Genomic DNA, 16,343 nt, shown 5'->3' on the forward strand with positions numbered 1-16,343 from the left:
TCCGGCATCCGCGATTCGTGGCGAGTCGACGTTCGGGGACGGGGGCTACTTCTCCAGGATCAGGAGAGGGGCGCCGGCCGTCGTGGAGCCGAGGCCGACCGGGTCGACCGTCGCGAACGCATCGCCGTTGAGGACGATGACCGGTGTGATCAGCGGGTAGCCCGCCTTCTCGATCACCGAGCGGTCGAACGTCACCAGGGGCGTACCCTGCTCGACACGGTCGCCCGCCTTGACGTGGACCTCGAAGCCCTCGCCCTTCAGGTTGACGGTGTCGATGCCGACGTGGATGAGCAGTTCCACGCCGTTGTCGAGCTCGAGCCCGAACGCGTGACCGGTCGGCTGGGCAGCCGCGACGGTCCCGGCACCCGGCGAGACGACCGTGTTGCCCGTCGGCTCGATCGCGACACCCGGGCCCATGACACCTCCGCCGAAGACTGGATCGGGCACCTCAGAAAGCGCGACCACCGTGCCGTCGAGCGGCGACGCGATCTCGATCGCAGCAGACACCTCGTCGGTGGCGCCGGGCTTCTCGAGCGTCGCGGTCGCGGTTCCCCGCGGCGTCTCCGCGGGCGTCGTGGTCGACGAGCCCGCGGTCGTGGTCGCCGCACCTGCGCCGGCGGGCGCTGCCGCAGCACCGGCAGCCGTCGCACCGGCCTTGGCCTCGGCCTTGTCGCGCTGCGCCTCGAACTCGGCGCGCTGCTCGGGCGTGCGGTAGTCGCTGATGATGACGAGCACCATCGCCACGACGAACGCGGAGAGCACGGCGATGCCGTAGAGGATGACCGAGTCGAACGCCGGGATCGTCAGCAGCGAGGTGAACACGAACGCCTGCGTCTTCACGCCGCCGCCGATGCCGATGATGAGGCCGCCCACGAGGCATCCGACGAGCATCCGGGGGTAGATGCGCTTGAACCGCAGGTGGATGCCGTACAGCGACGGCTCCGAGATGCCGCCGAGCAGACCGGCCGCGAGGGCACCCGTCGCGGTCTGACGCATCTGCTTGTCACGGGCACGCCACGAGATCCACAGCACACCGGCGGTCGCGCCGAAGCACGCGAAGTTCCACGCACCCATGGGGCCCTGGATGAAGTCGTAGCCGAGGGTCTGGATGTTCAGCAGCATGACCGCGTTGATCGGCCAGTGCAGACCGAGCGGCACCATGAACGGGTATGCGAGCGGGATGACGATCGCGAAGATGAACGGCGAGAAGTCGTTGATCGAGCTCAGGAGGTTCGCGAGACCGGCACCCGCGTACACGCCGATAGGGCCGATGAGGAAGGCCGTGAGCGGGATCATGATCAGCATCGCCAGGAACGGCACGAAGATCAGCTGGATGTTCTCGGGGATGATCTTGCGCAGCCCCTTCCACAGCAGACCGAGCACGCCCGCCATGAGCAGCGGCGGGAACACCTGCGAGCTGTAGTCGAAGACCGTCAGCGGGAGACCGAACACCGAGACGGTGGTGATGTCCGATCCGAGGAAGTTGATCTGCTGGGCGCTCTCGTGGCTGGCCAGCCCCGAGAACTGGGGCAGCATGACGACGGCCATGATCGCGAACCCGACCCATGGGTCGGCGCCGACCTTCTTGGCCGCGTTGTAGGCGACCATGAGCGGCAGGAAGATGAAGACGCACTGCCACATCAGGTTGATGAACTGCCACGACGGGTCGAGGACGACGCCCGGGGCGTTCCAGGCGGGGATGACGCCGAGGGTCGCCATCAGCGCCATGAAGGTGATGAACAGCGACGCACCCAGGAGCGCGCCGAGAATGGGGCGGAACGAGTCGGACAGGAACTCGAACAGGGAGTCGAGCCAGGCGACCTTGCCGCGGGGGCCCTTCGCGCGCTCGCGCGCCTTCACCGAATCGATGTCGTCTTCGTCGACCGCGCCGCCGCCGGCGCCCGACATCGCGGGGAGCGCGTTGATGTCGTTGTAGACGTTCTGGACGGCGCCGCCGATGACGACCTGGTAGCGGTTCCCCGCCTGCGGGACGGCGCCCATGACGCCGGGGATCGCCTCGACCGTCGACTGATCGACGTTCGAGGAATCGCGCAGTTGGAAACGCAGGCGCGTGGCGCAGTGAGTCAGACTCTCGATGTTTCCTGGACCGCCGACGGCGTCGACGATCGATTCAGCGGGGCTTGTCGCCATGGCTCTTCTCCTGTTCTCCGACGGGTGGCCGGAGTTCTTCGCCCGGAACTTTACCCTGAGAGTTCGCCGGGAACGAGGGGTTGACCCGTCATGGCCTGACCACACTCGCTTCCGCTCCCCCGGACGAAGATCTCGGCGCACGTCGGGCTCGGATCCCCTGCACGATCGCATCGCCGATCACGAATGCCGCGAGTGGCACCCCGACGAGAGGAAGGGCGTATCCGATGCCGATCGCGGCGGCGACGACGAGGGCGACCGCCCACACCGGTGCGTTCGGCAGTGCGTCGCCGGGAACCGCTCCCATTCGACGGGCACCGTCGCGCGTGGGGCGGCGTCTCCACCACATGAGGTAGCCCAGCACGACCATCACGGCGATGCCCGCGGCGACGACGAACAGGACGAGCTGGTTCACCAGTCCGAACATCGACCCCATGTGGAGGTCGACGGCCCAGCGCGCGAGCTTCGCCATGACGGGGTAGTCGGCGAAATCCACCCGATCGACGACCGCGAGCGTGTCGCCGTCGACCGCGACCGCATCGACCTCGGTCGGGAAGCTCCGCTGGATCTCCTGGACGACCCAGGCCTGCCCCGCCGAGGCGGGCGGCCGGATCTCGATGAGCCCGACGTTCACGTTCTCGGTGCGGGCGACCGCGAGCACGTCGTCGAACGTGTCGGGCGACACCGTCGCCGTCGGCGCGGTGATGACGCCATGATCGGCGTGGGTGCCGGCGCTCGATCCGGCGGCCGAAGCGGCGTCGCCGAGGTCAGTCGTCAGCGTCGGGTTCTGCCACGACAGCGCGGCACGAAGCGTCGAGACGTTCGCTCCGCCGTAGGTCGACCACGTGATGCCGGACGCCGAGAGGAAGAGCGCCCCGACGACGAGCCACACCCCGAGCGACGCATGCCATCCGAAGACCCTGCGATAGCCTGTGGCGCCGCGCTTCGGACGGAGCAGGTCCTTCTTCACGCGCGCCCGGCGCAGCCGCGCCAGCCAGAGGGCGAGTCCTACCACGACGACGATGCCGAGCCATGAGGCGGCGACCTCACTGTAGAGGCGACCGGGCTCGCCGAGGTGGAGGTTGCGGTGCAGATCGCTCACCCACGCGCGGATGGGCAGCGCTCCGCTCGTGCCGTACACCGTGAGGTCGCCGCGGATCTCGCCGGTGCCCGGGTCGACGAAGACGGCACGGGTCTCGCTCGGTCCGAGGCCTTCCTGCGCGAACATGACACGCGTCGTGTCGCCGGCTTCCGGCGCGGGCCGGACGGCGGCGAGGGATGCGCCCTCGCCGATGTACGCCTGCGCGACGCGGACCTGGTCGCCGATCGAGAGTGCCGTCTCGGTGACGGGCGCGCTGAGCTCGTGGGCGTAGACGGCACGCTCGAGCTGCGGCGTCACGACGTAGATCGCGCCGCTGAGGGCGGCGATCAGGATGAACGGGCCGACCAGGATGCCGGCGAAGAAGTGGATGCGCAGCAGCAGCGGCATCGCCCACGAGCGGCGTGGGGCAGGCGGAGCGTGTTCGCGCGTCGGGGTGACGGGTGCGCCGTCGCGGTCGGAAGCGCCGCCTGCGGGCGTGCGCGACTCGGTGATGGACATGGGTCTCCTCGGTCGTCGGGGTGCCGGCGCGCGGAGAAGGTTCGGCGCGCACGACGCATCGCCCCGACGGTCGCCGAGGCGTCAGGAAGCGAGGAGTGCGGGCGGGCCGCGGCGGGCGGGAGCCGCCAGGAGAGCTCGGAGGCGCGGCATACCGACGCTCGCCGTCAGCGGGCGCACCCGCGGCGGCATCTGGACGCGAGGGAGGGCGCCTCGGGTCACGGTACGCAGTCGCAGCGCGATCCGCCGGGCGATGTCCGACAGGGCCGCGACGAGCTGCTCGCCGCGATGGAGCAGAAGCGTCGTCACTGCGGCGGCCAGCACGTGGGCCACGAGCATCGCGGCATCCGGTGCGACCCCGGCCAGCGCACCCGGCACACCGGGTATAGCGAGGGATGCCGGCAGCGACATATGTCCCGCATGCAGGCTGAACGGACCCGTCTGGCCCGCGGCATCGGGCGCGCCCGGCGTCGAGCCTGCAAGCGGGACGACCCCGAGCGCGAACATGACGTGGAAGAGCGCCTGCGCGGCGGTGACGGCCACCCCGAGGCGAACGACCGAGAGACGCCGCCCGACGACGAGAAGGCTCACCATCAGCGAGAGCGCCCACGGTAGCGCGGCGCCCAGGGGCGAAGGCGGTTCGCCTCCCGCCGCGACGTGCGAGAGCAGCGCGACGAACGTCGCCAGGGTCGCGGCGGCGACGGCTCTCAGCGCGCGCTGGTGGCGAGGGGAGGTCACGTCGCGGCGGTCAGTCGGTCGATCGGTCGGGCGGTCGTCAGACTCCGACGCGGGAGAAGGCGTCGAGGCTGATGCCCTGATCGAGCACGGTCTTCGACCACTCGCGGGCCGAGTGCAGGGAGTGGTCGCGGTAGTTGCCGCACTCGAGCGCGGAGACGCCCGGGATGTCGGCCTCGACCGCCTCATCGGCGATGAAGCGCAGGCTCCCCGTCAGTGCGGCGACGACGTCGGCGACCTCGGGCTCGCCCCACATCAGCAGGTGGAATCCGGTGCGGCAACCGAAGGGCGAGATGTCGATGACACCGTCGATGCGGTCACGGAGGAGGCCGGCGAGCATGTGCTCGATGGTGTGGATGCCGGCGGTCGGGATCTCGCCCGCGTTGGGCTGCACGAACCGCACGTCGAAGTTCGTGATGGTTCCGCCGCCCGGACCGTGCTCGACCCCGATGCGCCGCACATACGGGGCGATCACGGCGGTGTGGTCCAGCGTGAAGCTCTCGATTTCAGCCATGGTTTCCTCCCTCGGCGCGGGCGGTCGGACAGCAGACACAGCCCGTCGTTCCGGCCAGATTAGCCCGCCGAGCCGCGGGGTCGGCCCACCCCCGCTCCCAGGTTACGTCCAGGGACTGTCCGGGACTCGTCCAGACTCACCGCGCAGACTCGGGGAGTTTTGTGCGTCCGCCCGAGACGCCCGCCGCCTGTCGCGGTGCCCGCAAACATCGAAGGACCGCCCCTGTTCGCATGACTTCTTCGTCAAGCCAGCCCACCCGCCGCGACCTGCGGCGCTCCACCAGCTCCAGCTCCACCAGCTCCACCACCTCCGCATCCCGCCGCTTCGTCCGCCCCGCCGCCCTCACTCTCGGGCTGGCCCTGGGCCTGACAGCGGTCGTCGGCACGACCGCTTCGGCCGCCCTTCCCACCGCTTCGGGTCCCGCACCCGTCATGCAGCGCGCCGCGCTCGTGACCGCCGCGGCGACCTCGACGGCCAAGCCGCTCAGCGCGATCGAGCAGGCCACGAGCGACGCGGTCGCCGCAGCCGAGGCATCCGTCGTCGAGGCCGCGACCGTGACCGGCGACGTGTCCGCGGCCGCCCTCCCCATCGAGGGCGACACGACGATCGACACCGCGCAGCTTCGTGAGCGTATCGAGGGTCTGAAGCAGACCGACGTCATCCCGACGCTGCTCCTCCCCGACCTGACCGACAAGCTGGTCGACGCGACCGATGACGTGCAGGCCGAGACGTCCGACCTGCGCGGGCGCCTCGAGGCGGCGCAGGCGCAGAAGGCAGCCGAGGAAGAGGCCGCTCGCATCGCCGCTGAGGAGGCTGCAGCAGCCGAGGCCGCCGCACAGGCCAAGGCCGAGGAAGAAGCCGCCGCCGCCGCGGCCGCACAGCGCTCGACCAGCTCGCGTTCGTCGTCCTCGTCGTCGGCTGCGCCCGCTGCTTCTGCGGTCGCCTCGACGGGTGACAACTCGCCCGGCGCCGCACAGGAGGCCGCGAGCAGCATGCTCGGCGAGTTCGGTTGGGGCCAGGACCAGTTCTCGTGCCTCGTCTCGCTCTGGAACAAGGAGTCGGGCTGGAACTACCAGGCCTACAACAGCGGCAGCGGCGCCTACGGCATCCCGCAGGCGCTCCCCGGCAGCAAGATGGCGTCGGCCGGCGGCGACTGGCAGACCAGTGCCGTCACGCAGGTCCGCTGGGGCCTCGGCTACATCTCCGGCCGCTACGGCTCGCCGTGCGGCGCGTGGGGCCACTCCCAGTCGACCGGCTGGTACTGACCCGATAGCAGGCGAAAGCGCACGTCTGCACGGTCCGCTGACGCGGAGACCGTGCAGACGTGCGCTTTCGCTGTGCCGGCGGGTCAGTCCTCGTCCGGGAGAGCCTCGTCGTCGAGGAGGTCGTCGCCCGTGACCTCGAGCGTCGGGGCCTCCTCGATCGGGTCGATCGGCATCTCACCGGGTGCGACGAAGGGCACGTTTCCATTGAGACTCATGAGGGTTCCTCCCTGCAGTTCGTGAACCGCTCACGCTACGACGATGCCCGGCCGCGGTCAGCCCCGTTGCCTCGCGGCGACGTCGGGTGTACCCGGTGTCGGTGGTCGGGGGTACCGTCGGTCGCGACGAGGAGGTCACCATGAACAGGCTCGGCAACATCACCTTCTATGCAGACGATCCGCGGGCGCTCTCGCACTTCTGGTCGGATGTCTTCGGCTATCCCCGCCTCGACTGGCCCGACGACATGCGCCGGCAGCAGCTCGAGGCCGGTCTCACCGACGACGATCTCGACCGCCGAGGGCTCGCCGAAGATCCCGACGGCCGCGGGCCGCGCCTCTACTTCCATCACGCCGACGGCGCGAAGACGGGGCGCAACCGGCTGCACATCGACGTCTCGGTCGCACCCGCAGACGGCGAGCGCCGGGCCTCGCCGCAAGCCGTAGACGCCGAGAAGGATCGGCTCGTCGCGCTCGGCGCGAGCGTCGTCCGGCTCGTCGAGCAGCAGTGGGGCGCGTGGCCCGAGCGCTACTGGCAGATGACAGACCCCGAGGGCAACGAGTTCTGCCTCCAGTGACCACCCGTCATAGGGTCGACGTCATGGCCCCCCGCATCCTCGCCGTCGTGAACGGCCGCATCGTCCCCGTGTCCGCACCCGTCATCGAGGGCGGGACGGTCGTCGTCACCGACGGCGTGATCACCGCCGTCGGCGGACCCGAGACGCCCGTTCCCGACGGAGCCGAGATCGTGGATGCCGCGGGGCGTTGGGTGCTGCCCGGATTCGTCGAGGCCCACGGGCATCTCGGCGTCCACGAAGACGGCGAAGGCTGGTCGGGTAATGACACCAACGAGATGACCGACCCGAACGGCGCTCGTTTCCGCGCACTCGACGGCATCGACATCGAGGAGGTCGGGTTCCGCGACGCATTGCGCGGCGGCGTGACGTCCGTCGTCATCAAGCCGGGATCGGGCAATCCGATCGGCGGACGCACGGTCGCGATCAAGACCTGGGGCGGGCGCACCGTCGACGAACAGGTGATCGCCGAGAACGTGTCGGTGAAGTCGGCCCTCGGCGAGAACCCCAAGCGCGTCTACGGTGACAAGAAGCAGACGCCCTCGACCCGCCTGGGCGTCGCCTCCGTGCTGCGCGACGCCTTCGTCGATGCGCAGAACTACGTGGCCAAACGGGATGCCGCGGCAGCCAAGGGCGAACCATTCGATCGCGATCTCGGCAAAGAGACGCTCGCGGAGGTGCTCGACGGCACGCTCCTGTGGGACCAGCACAGCCACCGGCACGACGACATCGTCACCGCGATCCGTCTGGCCGAGGAGTTCGGCTACCGCCTCGTCGTCAACCACGGCACCGAAGGCCACAAGATCGCCGATGTCCTGGCCGAGAAGGGCATCCCGGTCATCTTCGGACCGATGCTCACCTCGCGCTCGAAGGTCGAACTGCGCGACCGTGCGATCGGGGCCCTCGCCCTGATCGCTGCGGCGGGCGTCACCGTCGCGATCACGACCGATCACCCGGTTGTGCCGATCGACCAGATCCGGCTGCAGGCCATCCTGGCAGTGCGCGAGGGCCTCCCGGCCGACGTCGCCCTGCAGGCGCTGACGACCAACCCCGCCAGCATCCTGCGTCTCGACGATCGCGTCGGTGCTCTCGAGCCCGGTCGCGACGGCGACATCGTGCTGTGGTCGGGCGACCCGCTCGCGGTCGAATCGCGTGTCGAGCACGTCGTGATCGGCGGCACCACGGTGCTCGAGAGCACCGATGACGCAGTCGTGCACATCGTCGAGCGGTGGGAGCGGTTCGGGCGCTCCAGCTGGCTGCGCTGAGCCCGCCCGGCTGAACCGGAGTCTCTCGCGCCCGCGAGCGCAAGAGGTACGCGCATGCCGCTGGACGGGTGTGCACTGAGGCATGTCGAACCTGCCTTTGTGGCTGCTCCTGGTGATGTTCGTCGGCGCTGCGGCCGTCGTGTGGGTGGCGGGCATCCAGCTCTCGAAGTCGACCGACGTGCTCGACGACCGATGGCACATCGGCAGTGCCTTCGGTGGACTGATCGTGCTCGCTGTGGCGACGAACCTGCCGGAGATCGCCATCACCGTCAGCGCCGCGATCTCGGGAAACCTCGAGGTCGCCGTGGGCAACATCCTCGGCGGCATCGCCCTGCAGACGGTCGTACTGGTGATCCTCGACGCGTTCGGCAAGCGCGGGCGCGGGGTCAGGCCGCTCACCTATCGTGCGGCGTCACTCGTCCTCGTGCTCGAAGCCGTGGTCGTGGTCGCCGTGCTCGCCGTGGTGATGGCGGGCAGCCAGCTGCCCGGCGACCTCGTCGTCGCACGGGTGACCCCCGATGTCGTGCTCATCGCGGCGCTGTGGCTCGCGGGGCTCTTCCTCGTGCAGCGCGCCGGGAAGCATCTGCCCTGGCATGAGAACGGCACGTCGCCGGGCGCGAGCGAGCACACGCCGGGCCACCGGCGCGCGAAGCCGCAGCATCCGCATCATGCGATGAGCACTCCCGCGGTCGTCGTGGTGTTCGTGGTCTCGGCGCTCGCGACCCTCGGTGCGGGAGTCGTTCTCGAACGATCCGGCGACGCGATCGCCGACGGGATCGGGCTGTCGGGCGTGCTGTTCGGAGCCACCGTCCTCGCGCTGGCCACCGCGCTGCCGGAGATCTCGACGGGGCTGCAGGCGATCCGGCAGGGCGACGACAACCTCGCGATGAGCGACATCTTCGGCGGCAACGCCTTCCTGCCGGTGCTGTTCCTCGTGGCGACACTGATCTCGGGGCAGGCTGTGCTGCCCCAAGCGAACGGCGCCGACATCTATCTCACGGCGCTGGCCGCGCTGCTGACCCTCGTGTATGTCGTCGGGCTCATCTTCCGGCCCGCACGGCGCGTCGCCGGGATGGGCGTCGACTCGCTCGTCGTGCTCGTGCTCTACGGCGCCGGCGTGGCGGGTCTCTTCGCCGTCGCCGGGTGAGCGTCGCCGAGTGGGCGTCGCCGAGGGCGCGGGTCAGATCTCGTCCGAGCGGGGCGACCGCACCGACCAGCCCACGCGGCGCAGTGCATCTGCCAGGCGCGCGGCCTCGGTCGCCGCAGCATCCCACGACACGTCGGAGCACACGTCCACCGCAAGCGGGGGCGGGTCGGCGAACTTCGGGATCTGCACCTCCGCCCATACGTCCCGGCCGAGTCCGACGCGGGGGAACGCGGTGCCCGCGTTCTCGATGACGCCGTCCGAGACGAAGGCGATCGTCTCGAGCGCGTCGGGCTTGGCGATCGGCAGGTCGACGACGAGCGTGACCACGAAGGGTCCGCTGGCGGTGTCTCGGCCGTGGGCGTGCACCCGCTCATCCTGACAGACCGGCGGCTCCTCGAAGGCCGAAAGCCCGACGTCGGTGAGGCGCAGGCTCAGTGTTCTCAATGATTACGAAGAGATAACGGAAAACCCTTGCTCGTCGTTACCTCGTCGTTATAGAGTGCTCGCACGGTAGCTGTTTGCTGTGGCAGCCACCGGCATGTGATTGCAGGAAACTCTTGGTGCAAAGGGACGAGGGCCCGACCGAATGCCTCTTCGGTCGGGCCCTCAACTGCGTTCGCGACGCCCGGCGGGGCTCCGACTGACGGTCACTCAGGCGCCGCCGCCACCACCCCCGCCGCCTCCCCCGCCCGCTGAACCGCCGCCGCTCGACCCGCCAGCCGTCGACGACGACGACGCGGCGGCCGACGACAGGGTGCCGATGCCGGCCGCGAACGACGAGGCGTCGAACCCTCCGGAACCGGAGTACCAGATCGGCGCGGTCACGCCGGCGGCGGCGTACGCCGCCGTCAGGTGGGCCGCCCACTCCTTCTCGCGGCCGAACAGCACGGCGTACGGCAGCAGCCGCTCGTAGATCCGCAGCACCTCGCGCGGGTCGTCCGTCGCCACGGGCTCGCGTTCAGCGCCCGCCGGCGACTGCAGCATCCGGATGCGATCTTCTTCGGCCCAGCGAATGAACAGGTCGAGCCCCAGGAGGTGATCACGCGTCTCGGCGCCGGCTCGCGAGAGCGGCGAGCCCGAGACGGCGAAGATCACGACGAAGAAGGATGCCGCGGCCAGCACGATCCCCACCACGGGGAGGGCCGGGTGCACGTACGAGCTCAGGGCCAGCGCGCCGAACAGGATGACGAGACCGGCCAGCACGACGCACGCGGCGACCGGCCAGCCACGAACCCCGGCCGGAACCGTGCGGTACATGTCGCGCCGCTTGAGGTTGTCCTCGGCGAGCTTGAGGGCGCGCTGCGTCTCGGATGAGAGCCGGGTATCGGACGAGCCGAAACGGTAGATCTCGCCGCGCCGGTGGTGCGGGAACATCCCGCTCAGCAGCATCCGGCCGTTCTGATCGGCCAGCTTCGGGTCGACCAGTTCCGCCTGCAGCTTCGCCCGCCCCCAGCGATGCTTGCCGTCGTCGACGATGCGGATCGAGCCGACGAGCGCCTGTTCGAGCACCTCGGCCGGGATCGCCTTCGAGGTCTTCTTCAGCAGCACCGCCGACTCGAGAGCATCGATATCCCGGGGAGGGGTGTACTCGGCGATGATCGTGGGGCGCCCCGGCTCGTCGCGGAGGTAACGGCGCCGGTTCCGCAGCGCCCAGCCGGTAGCGCCGGCGAGGAGCGCGACCGACCCGGACTGAAGCCATCCGAGAGGCGACGACACGAACGAGGTGTCGTAGGTCTCGAACGCACCCGCTTCGAACCCGACCGCCAGGGTGAGGGTCTCATGCGGAGCCAGGTCGGACGCCGACGCGGTGATCGTGGCGCCATCCGGCGACGCGGTGATCTCCGGGCACGCGGTGGTGCTGTCCTGCTCACCGACGTAGCAGGCCTCACGTCCCGCGAGGGAGTCCGCGATGGTCGGATCGACATGCAGCGTCGCGGTCACCCGGCGGAACGGCTGGTTCCAGTCGGTGCCATTGACGTCCCAGAAGAACTCGAGTCCCGTGTCGGGAAAGTCCCAGACGACGTTCTCGAGGTCATAGGTGAACACGAACGTGTTGCGGCCGTGCAGATAGTCGGTACCTCGCGTCAGGATGCCGAGCGTGCCGTCCTCGCTGTCGGTCTCGACGGGCCGGGCCGCGCCGTTCTCATCCGTGACCGAGATGAGCTCGGGATGCAGCGGCTGCCCGTTGTAGGTCTCGGGAAGAAGTCGCCGCATGCCGCGGTTCTGATCCGAATCGGGGAAGTCGGCGACGAACGTCTCGACGACGCGCATGCGTGCGGTCCCGTCGTCTTCGCGGGTGAGTGTGTAGTCGACGGACAGCGAGTCGAAGACGAACGCATCGAGATGGGCGGATTCGTCGGCGGATGCCGCGGCCGGTGCTGCCAGCGCGAAAACTGCTGTGATCAGCATGAGGACCGCGACCGCGACTGCCGCCCGGCTGCGACGGATCATGCCGACCAGCTTAGGCGGGCAGTAAAGTTGTCGCCATGAGCGATCGTCGTCGTGCCGTGGCAGCGTGGGAGAGTCTCTTCCGCGCACAGCACGAGATCTTCGACGACATCAGCAACGACTTCGCCGGCGACGAGCTCACGCAAGCCGAGTACGACGTGCTCTTGACCGTCGTGCGTGGCGCCGGTCATCGTGCGCGGCTGCGCGACGTCACGGCGAATATGCTCATCAGCCAGCCGAGCGTGTCGCGGCTCGTCGACCGGATGGTCGCGCGCGGGCTCATCACCAAATGCGGAGACCCGACCGACGGCCGCGGCGCGATGCTCACCGCGACACCCGAAGGCGTCTCGGCGTTCCGCCGCCTCGCGGCAGCTCACGGACGTTCGATCGCCGAGCGGATGTCGGTGCTGTCGACGGACGAACTGGAGCAGCTCGAGCAGCTCACGACGAAGCTGCGCCGACTCTCCTGATCTGCGGCGCCCGGTCCGGTGGCTTTCGGGCGGGTGGTGGCGTGGCGGTTCGTGACGGGCCTTGGCTCGGTTCGGGTTCGGCGTCGCCGGGGCCGGAGTGCCGGGCGCCTGCTCCTCCCCAGCGGCGCCGTCATCAATTGCCCTCACAGTCGCACAAAAGTTCGACCTGAATGTCGTACCCCGCTGCCACAATGGGAACATGGCAGCGAGCGGCGAGATGGGTGGGATGCGATGCGATGACGCCGCGCCCGCGCAGGTGCTCGCGTTTGCGAGGTTCGTGGAGGCGCTCGATGTTGTCCATGCCGGCGAGGTTGAACGGATGCGTGCGTTGGCCGATCTGGGACGGTCGGCGTTGCGGGAGGCCCGGCACGGTGGGGTGCGGGGCATGGCGTCGGACATGGAGTTGCGATCGGTTGCGGCTGAGGCGGCGGGGATGGCGCGGTTGACGGATCGGCGGTTGCAGGGCGAGATCGACCATGCGATGACCGTCATCGACGACTACCCGGCCGTGTTCGCGGCGTGGGTGGAACGGCGGATCGAACGCGGACACGTGGATGTGATCGTGCGGGTTGGGACGGGAGTACCCGATGAGGTGCGAGGGTCGTTCGCGGATGCCGCGATCGATGTGTGCGAGCGGGATGTGCCCTCACGCGTACGGGGTGCGCTGGAGTTGTTGGCGGCACGGGTGCACCCGCGATCGTTCACGGAGCGGCACACGGCTGCGGCGGCGGAGCGGTGCGTGCGGGTCTTCCACGGGTCCGACGGGATGTCGAACCTCGTCGCCAACCTCCCCACCGTCATCGCCGTGGGGATGCTCGACCGGCTGACGCAGATGGGACAGTCGGTGAAGGACGCCCGGGTCGCGACTGGTCCGGAAGACGGGGTGGATGCCGCGGGGAGTTCGGCGGGCATGAATGCCACCGGGGCGACTGGCGCGACCGAGATGGATGCCGCCGGGGCGGAGGAGCCCACTGATACGCGGACGATGGATCAGCTGCGGGCCGACATCCTCGGCGACCTCGTCCTCGGTGGAGCACCGGTGGTCGACCCGACCTACGGGGCCGACCGGGCCGGTGGGCTCGGGGCGATCCGCGCACGCGTGCAGGTCACCGTCGCCGCGGAGACCCTGATGGGCCGTGACGAGCACCCGGCTGAGGCCGTCGGCGGCGCGCTGATCGATGCCGAGACCGCGCGTGAACTCGCGGGACAGGTCTCCGAGTGGGACCGGCTCTTCATCGACCCGGTCACCCGCACCCCGGTCGAGATCGACACCTACCGGCCCACCGTCGCGATGAAGAAGCTCCTCACCGCACGCGACCAGCACTGCCGGTTCCCCGGATGCCGGCGGGCGGCGATCAGGTGCGAACTCGACCACACCATCGATTACGCCCTCGGCGGCCACACCCACCTCCTCAACCTCGCCCACCTCTGCCAACGACACCACTCCATGAAGCAATTCACCCGGTGGGAAGTGCGGCAGGTCGGCGGCGGAGTCCTGGAATGGACCTCACCCCTCGGCAGGCTCTACCGCGAAGACGTACCCACACCCGCCGTCTGCTTCACCACCGACACGACCGACACGACCGACCCACCACCGGACGACCGAACCGGCGGAACAACGCCACCCGAACCACCACCCTTCTGAGCCGGTGCGTCGCGCAATCGCGCGCACCACGACTTTCCCAGGCGTGGCGAAACTATGCCAGCGCGCCCCCCGACGCATCGCTACCTCGACGCATCGCTGCCTCTCTGAGGTCAGTCCGCGACGACCCTGGGACCCTGCCGTCGCTGTGCACACGCAAAGGGCGGCCGCGCCCCCGAAGGGGCTGCGGCCGCCCGTCATGCAGTGCGCTCGACGCGCGCCGTGAACGCGTCACGACATGCGCTTCGGCAGGTCCTGCGCGATCAGTTGTCGATCAGTTCTCGATCGGCACCACCGGCGCGGCGGCGTCGGTCGTGACCTCCACCTTCCGCGGCTTGGCCTTCTCGCTGACCGGGATGGTGACCGTCAGGACACCGTTGTTGTAGGTCGCGGCGATGCCCTCGGTGTCGACGCCCTGACCGAGGTTCAGCTGACGCAGGAAGCTGGCGGCCTCGCGCTCGCGCGTGATCCACTTCACACCGTCACCGCTCGCGAGCGTGCGCTCGGCGCGGATCGTCAGCAGCTGGCCGTCGACGTCGATGTCGACCGAACCCGGGTCGATGCCGGGCAGGTCGGCGGTCATCACGTAGTGGTCGCCGTCACGGTAGAGGTCCATCGGCATGCGACGGGGGCCGCGGCGCGTGTCGAAGAGGCTCGAGGCGATGCGGTCGAGGTCGCGGAACGGGTCGTAAGTAGCCATCGATCTTTCCCTTCTCTGATGCTTCGTGTTGAGATCTGAAAGTTGAGCCTTAGCGGCTCAACTGCATCCAGATTAGCACTCCACCCCATCGAGTGCCAAGGGTTCTCGCACGGCGAACAGCGCCCCGACGAGCGGGGCACATGGGCGCCACTCAGCACTCGACGACGTTGACGGCGAGACCGCCTTCGCTCGTCTCCTTGTACTTGTGCGACATGTCGATCCCGGTCTGACGCATCGTCTCGACGACGGCGTCGAGCGAGACGTAGTGCTGCCCATCGCCGCGCAGGGCGAGGCGTGCCGCGGTGACCGCGGTCGACGCGGCGATCGCGTTCCGCTCGATGCATGGAATCTGCACGAGGCCGCCGACCGGGTCGCACGTGAGCCCCAGGTGATGCTCCATGGCGATCTCCGCAGCGTTCTCGATCTGCGCGCTATTGCCGCCCATGACTGCCGTCAGACCGCCCGCCGCCATCGCGCACGCGGAACCCACCTCCGCCTGGCAGCCGCCCTCCGCGCCCGAGATCGACGCGTTCGCCTTGAAGAGCGAGCCGAGCGCGGTCGCGGTCAACAGAAACCGCCGGATGCCGCGCCGGCGATCGAGCTCCTCCGACCCGAGCCGCGACTCCGCGGCGAACCGCCACCAGTACATCGCGACGGCGGGGAGGATGCCCGCGGCCCCATTCGTGGGCGCGGTGACCACGCGTCCCCCCGATGCGTTCTCCTCGTTGACGGCGAGCGCGAAAGCGCCGAGCCACTCCCCCGGGAGCTCGCGCCCACCGGCGGCCTCGGCCGCTTCGAGCTGCGCGCGCATCGCACCTGCGCGACGCCGCACCCGCAGCATCCCCGGCAATGTGCCCTCGGCGCGCAGGCCCGCCTCGACGCACCCCGCCATGGCGTCCCAGATCGCGTCGAGGCCGGCGGCGACCTCGGCCTCGGGCCGGAGCGCCTCCTCGTTGCGGCGCGCCAGCCCGGCGATGCTCAGGCCATCGCGATCGCACAGCTCCAGCAGCTCTGCGGCACTGCCGAAGCGGTACGGCCATGCGACATCCCGGCCCGTCGAACCATCGGCGTGCGATTGCTCGCCCGTCCCCGCCCGGCGGATGAAACCGCCCCCGACCGAGAGGTAGGTCTCCGATGCGACGAGCACGCCTGCGGCATCCCAGGCGTTGAGCGTCATCGCGTTCGGGTGCTCGGGCAGTCGCGTCCGCGGCTCGAAGGACACGTCGCTTCGCGAGAACGACACCGGGTGCCGCCCCGCGAGCGAAAGGACCGCTCCGTCGACCCAATCCGTCCACGCCGCGCGAACCACATCGGGATCGACGGTCTCCGGCGCGTGGCCCTGCAGCCCCGCGACCACGGCATCCGGCGTGCCGTGCCCGATCCCGGTCGCCCCGAGCGACCCGTACAGCACGCAGCCGACGCGCTCGACCTCGTTCAGCCGGCCACCGGCTTCGAGCCCCACCGCGAAGGCGCGGGCAGCGCGCAACGGTCCGACCGTGTGGGAGCTCGAGGGTCCTACACCGATGGAGAACAGCTCGAACGCCGAGACGTAAGCGCTCACACCCCCAGGCTACGCCAGCATCTGCCGCAGGAGCCCGGCGACGTCAAGGGCATATGCGAGAACC

The 16,343-nt window shown here is 69.7% G+C and carries 15 protein-coding genes; 6 read left to right on the top strand and 9 right to left on the bottom strand.

Annotation, left to right across the window (positions count from 1 at the left end; all coding sequences use genetic code 11):
• Window positions 1–45: 45 nt before the first annotated feature.
• The 4 genes from DEU36_RS06110 to DEU36_RS06125 form a co-directional block, all read right to left on the bottom strand.
• The gene (locus DEU36_RS06110) at window positions 46–2,151 is read right to left on the bottom strand and encodes a glucose PTS transporter subunit IIA (protein ID WP_120263371.1); all 2,106 of its coding nucleotides are present in this window, start codon (window positions 2,149–2,151) and stop codon (window positions 46–48) included.
• A gap of 88 nt (window positions 2,152–2,239) precedes the next feature.
• A complete protein-coding gene (locus tag DEU36_RS06115) occupies window positions 2,240–3,748 on the bottom strand; it encodes a PepSY domain-containing protein (RefSeq protein WP_120263372.1) in 1,509 nt (502 codons plus the stop codon).
• Window positions 3,749–3,829: 81 nt separating this feature from the next.
• Window positions 3,830–4,483 (bottom strand): hypothetical protein, encoded by a 654-nt coding sequence (locus tag DEU36_RS06120; RefSeq protein ID WP_120263373.1) that lies wholly within the window; start codon window positions 4,481–4,483, stop codon window positions 3,830–3,832.
• A gap of 37 nt (window positions 4,484–4,520) precedes the next feature.
• Window positions 4,521–4,994, bottom strand: coding sequence for an S-ribosylhomocysteine lyase (locus tag DEU36_RS06125; RefSeq protein ID WP_120263374.1), 474 nt, complete (start codon window positions 4,992–4,994; stop codon window positions 4,521–4,523).
• A gap of 230 nt (window positions 4,995–5,224) precedes the next feature.
• Between DEU36_RS06125 and DEU36_RS06130 the strand changes: the two genes are divergently transcribed.
• Entirely contained in the window at window positions 5,225–6,259 is a 1,035-nt protein-coding gene (locus DEU36_RS06130; RefSeq protein ID WP_259455235.1) for a lytic transglycosylase domain-containing protein, read from the top strand.
• Between the two features lie 83 nt (window positions 6,260–6,342).
• Here DEU36_RS06130 and DEU36_RS16300 read toward each other — a convergent pair whose 3' ends face one another.
• A complete protein-coding gene (locus tag DEU36_RS16300; protein ID WP_259455236.1) occupies window positions 6,343–6,474 on the bottom strand; it encodes a hypothetical protein in 132 nt (43 codons plus the stop codon).
• 140 nt (window positions 6,475–6,614) lie between these two features.
• On the opposite strand from DEU36_RS16300, the gene DEU36_RS06135 reads away from it, so the two are divergent.
• The 3 genes from DEU36_RS06135 to DEU36_RS06145 all read left to right on the top strand — a co-directional run bounded on the left by DEU36_RS06135 (window position 6,615) and on the right by DEU36_RS06145 (window position 9,458).
• Window positions 6,615–7,049, top strand: coding sequence for a VOC family protein (locus tag DEU36_RS06135; RefSeq protein ID WP_120264392.1), 435 nt, complete (start codon window positions 6,615–6,617; stop codon window positions 7,047–7,049).
• 23 nt (window positions 7,050–7,072) lie between these two features.
• A complete protein-coding gene (locus DEU36_RS06140; protein ID WP_120263375.1) occupies window positions 7,073–8,311 on the top strand; it encodes an amidohydrolase in 1,239 nt (412 codons plus the stop codon).
• Between the two features lie 82 nt (window positions 8,312–8,393).
• Window positions 8,394–9,458, top strand: coding sequence for a sodium:calcium antiporter (locus tag DEU36_RS06145; RefSeq protein WP_120263376.1), 1,065 nt, complete (start codon window positions 8,394–8,396; stop codon window positions 9,456–9,458).
• A 33-nt stretch (window positions 9,459–9,491) separates the two neighbouring features.
• Here the strand turns inward: DEU36_RS06145 and DEU36_RS06150 are convergent, their stop codons facing one another.
• Together DEU36_RS06150 and DEU36_RS06155 are read right to left on the bottom strand one after the other, a co-directional pair.
• Complete coding sequence (locus DEU36_RS06150; protein ID WP_259455237.1) at window positions 9,492–9,902, bottom strand: hypothetical protein; 411 nt, start codon at window positions 9,900–9,902, stop codon at window positions 9,492–9,494.
• 207 nt (window positions 9,903–10,109) lie between these two features.
• A complete protein-coding gene (locus DEU36_RS06155; protein WP_120263378.1) occupies window positions 10,110–11,909 on the bottom strand; it encodes a DUF2207 domain-containing protein in 1,800 nt (599 codons plus the stop codon).
• A gap of 35 nt (window positions 11,910–11,944) precedes the next feature.
• On the opposite strand from DEU36_RS06155, the gene DEU36_RS06160 reads away from it, so the two are divergent.
• Both DEU36_RS06160 and DEU36_RS06165 read left to right on the top strand, forming a co-directional pair.
• The gene (locus tag DEU36_RS06160) at window positions 11,945–12,376 is read left to right on the top strand and encodes a MarR family winged helix-turn-helix transcriptional regulator (RefSeq protein ID WP_120263379.1); all 432 of its coding nucleotides are present in this window, start codon (window positions 11,945–11,947) and stop codon (window positions 12,374–12,376) included.
• Window positions 12,377–12,602: 226 nt separating this feature from the next.
• Window positions 12,603–14,021, top strand: coding sequence for an HNH endonuclease signature motif containing protein (locus DEU36_RS06165; RefSeq protein ID WP_259455343.1), 1,419 nt, complete (start codon window positions 12,603–12,605; stop codon window positions 14,019–14,021).
• Between the two features lie 271 nt (window positions 14,022–14,292).
• On the opposite strand, the gene DEU36_RS06170 is transcribed toward DEU36_RS06165, so the two are convergent.
• Window positions 14,293–14,718 carry an Hsp20/alpha crystallin family protein gene (locus DEU36_RS06170; protein WP_064956137.1) on the bottom strand — a complete coding sequence of 142 codons (426 nt, stop codon included), beginning with the start codon at window positions 14,716–14,718 and terminating at the stop codon, window positions 14,293–14,295.
• 151 nt (window positions 14,719–14,869) lie between these two features.
• Window positions 14,870–16,279, bottom strand: coding sequence for an L-serine ammonia-lyase (locus DEU36_RS06175; RefSeq protein ID WP_120263381.1), 1,410 nt, complete (start codon window positions 16,277–16,279; stop codon window positions 14,870–14,872).
• Between the last annotated feature and the right edge of the window lie 64 nt (window positions 16,280–16,343).

The organism is Microbacterium sp. AG238 (genome assembly GCF_003610405.1).
Classification (GTDB): Bacteria; Actinomycetota; Actinomycetes; order Actinomycetales; family Microbacteriaceae; genus Microbacterium.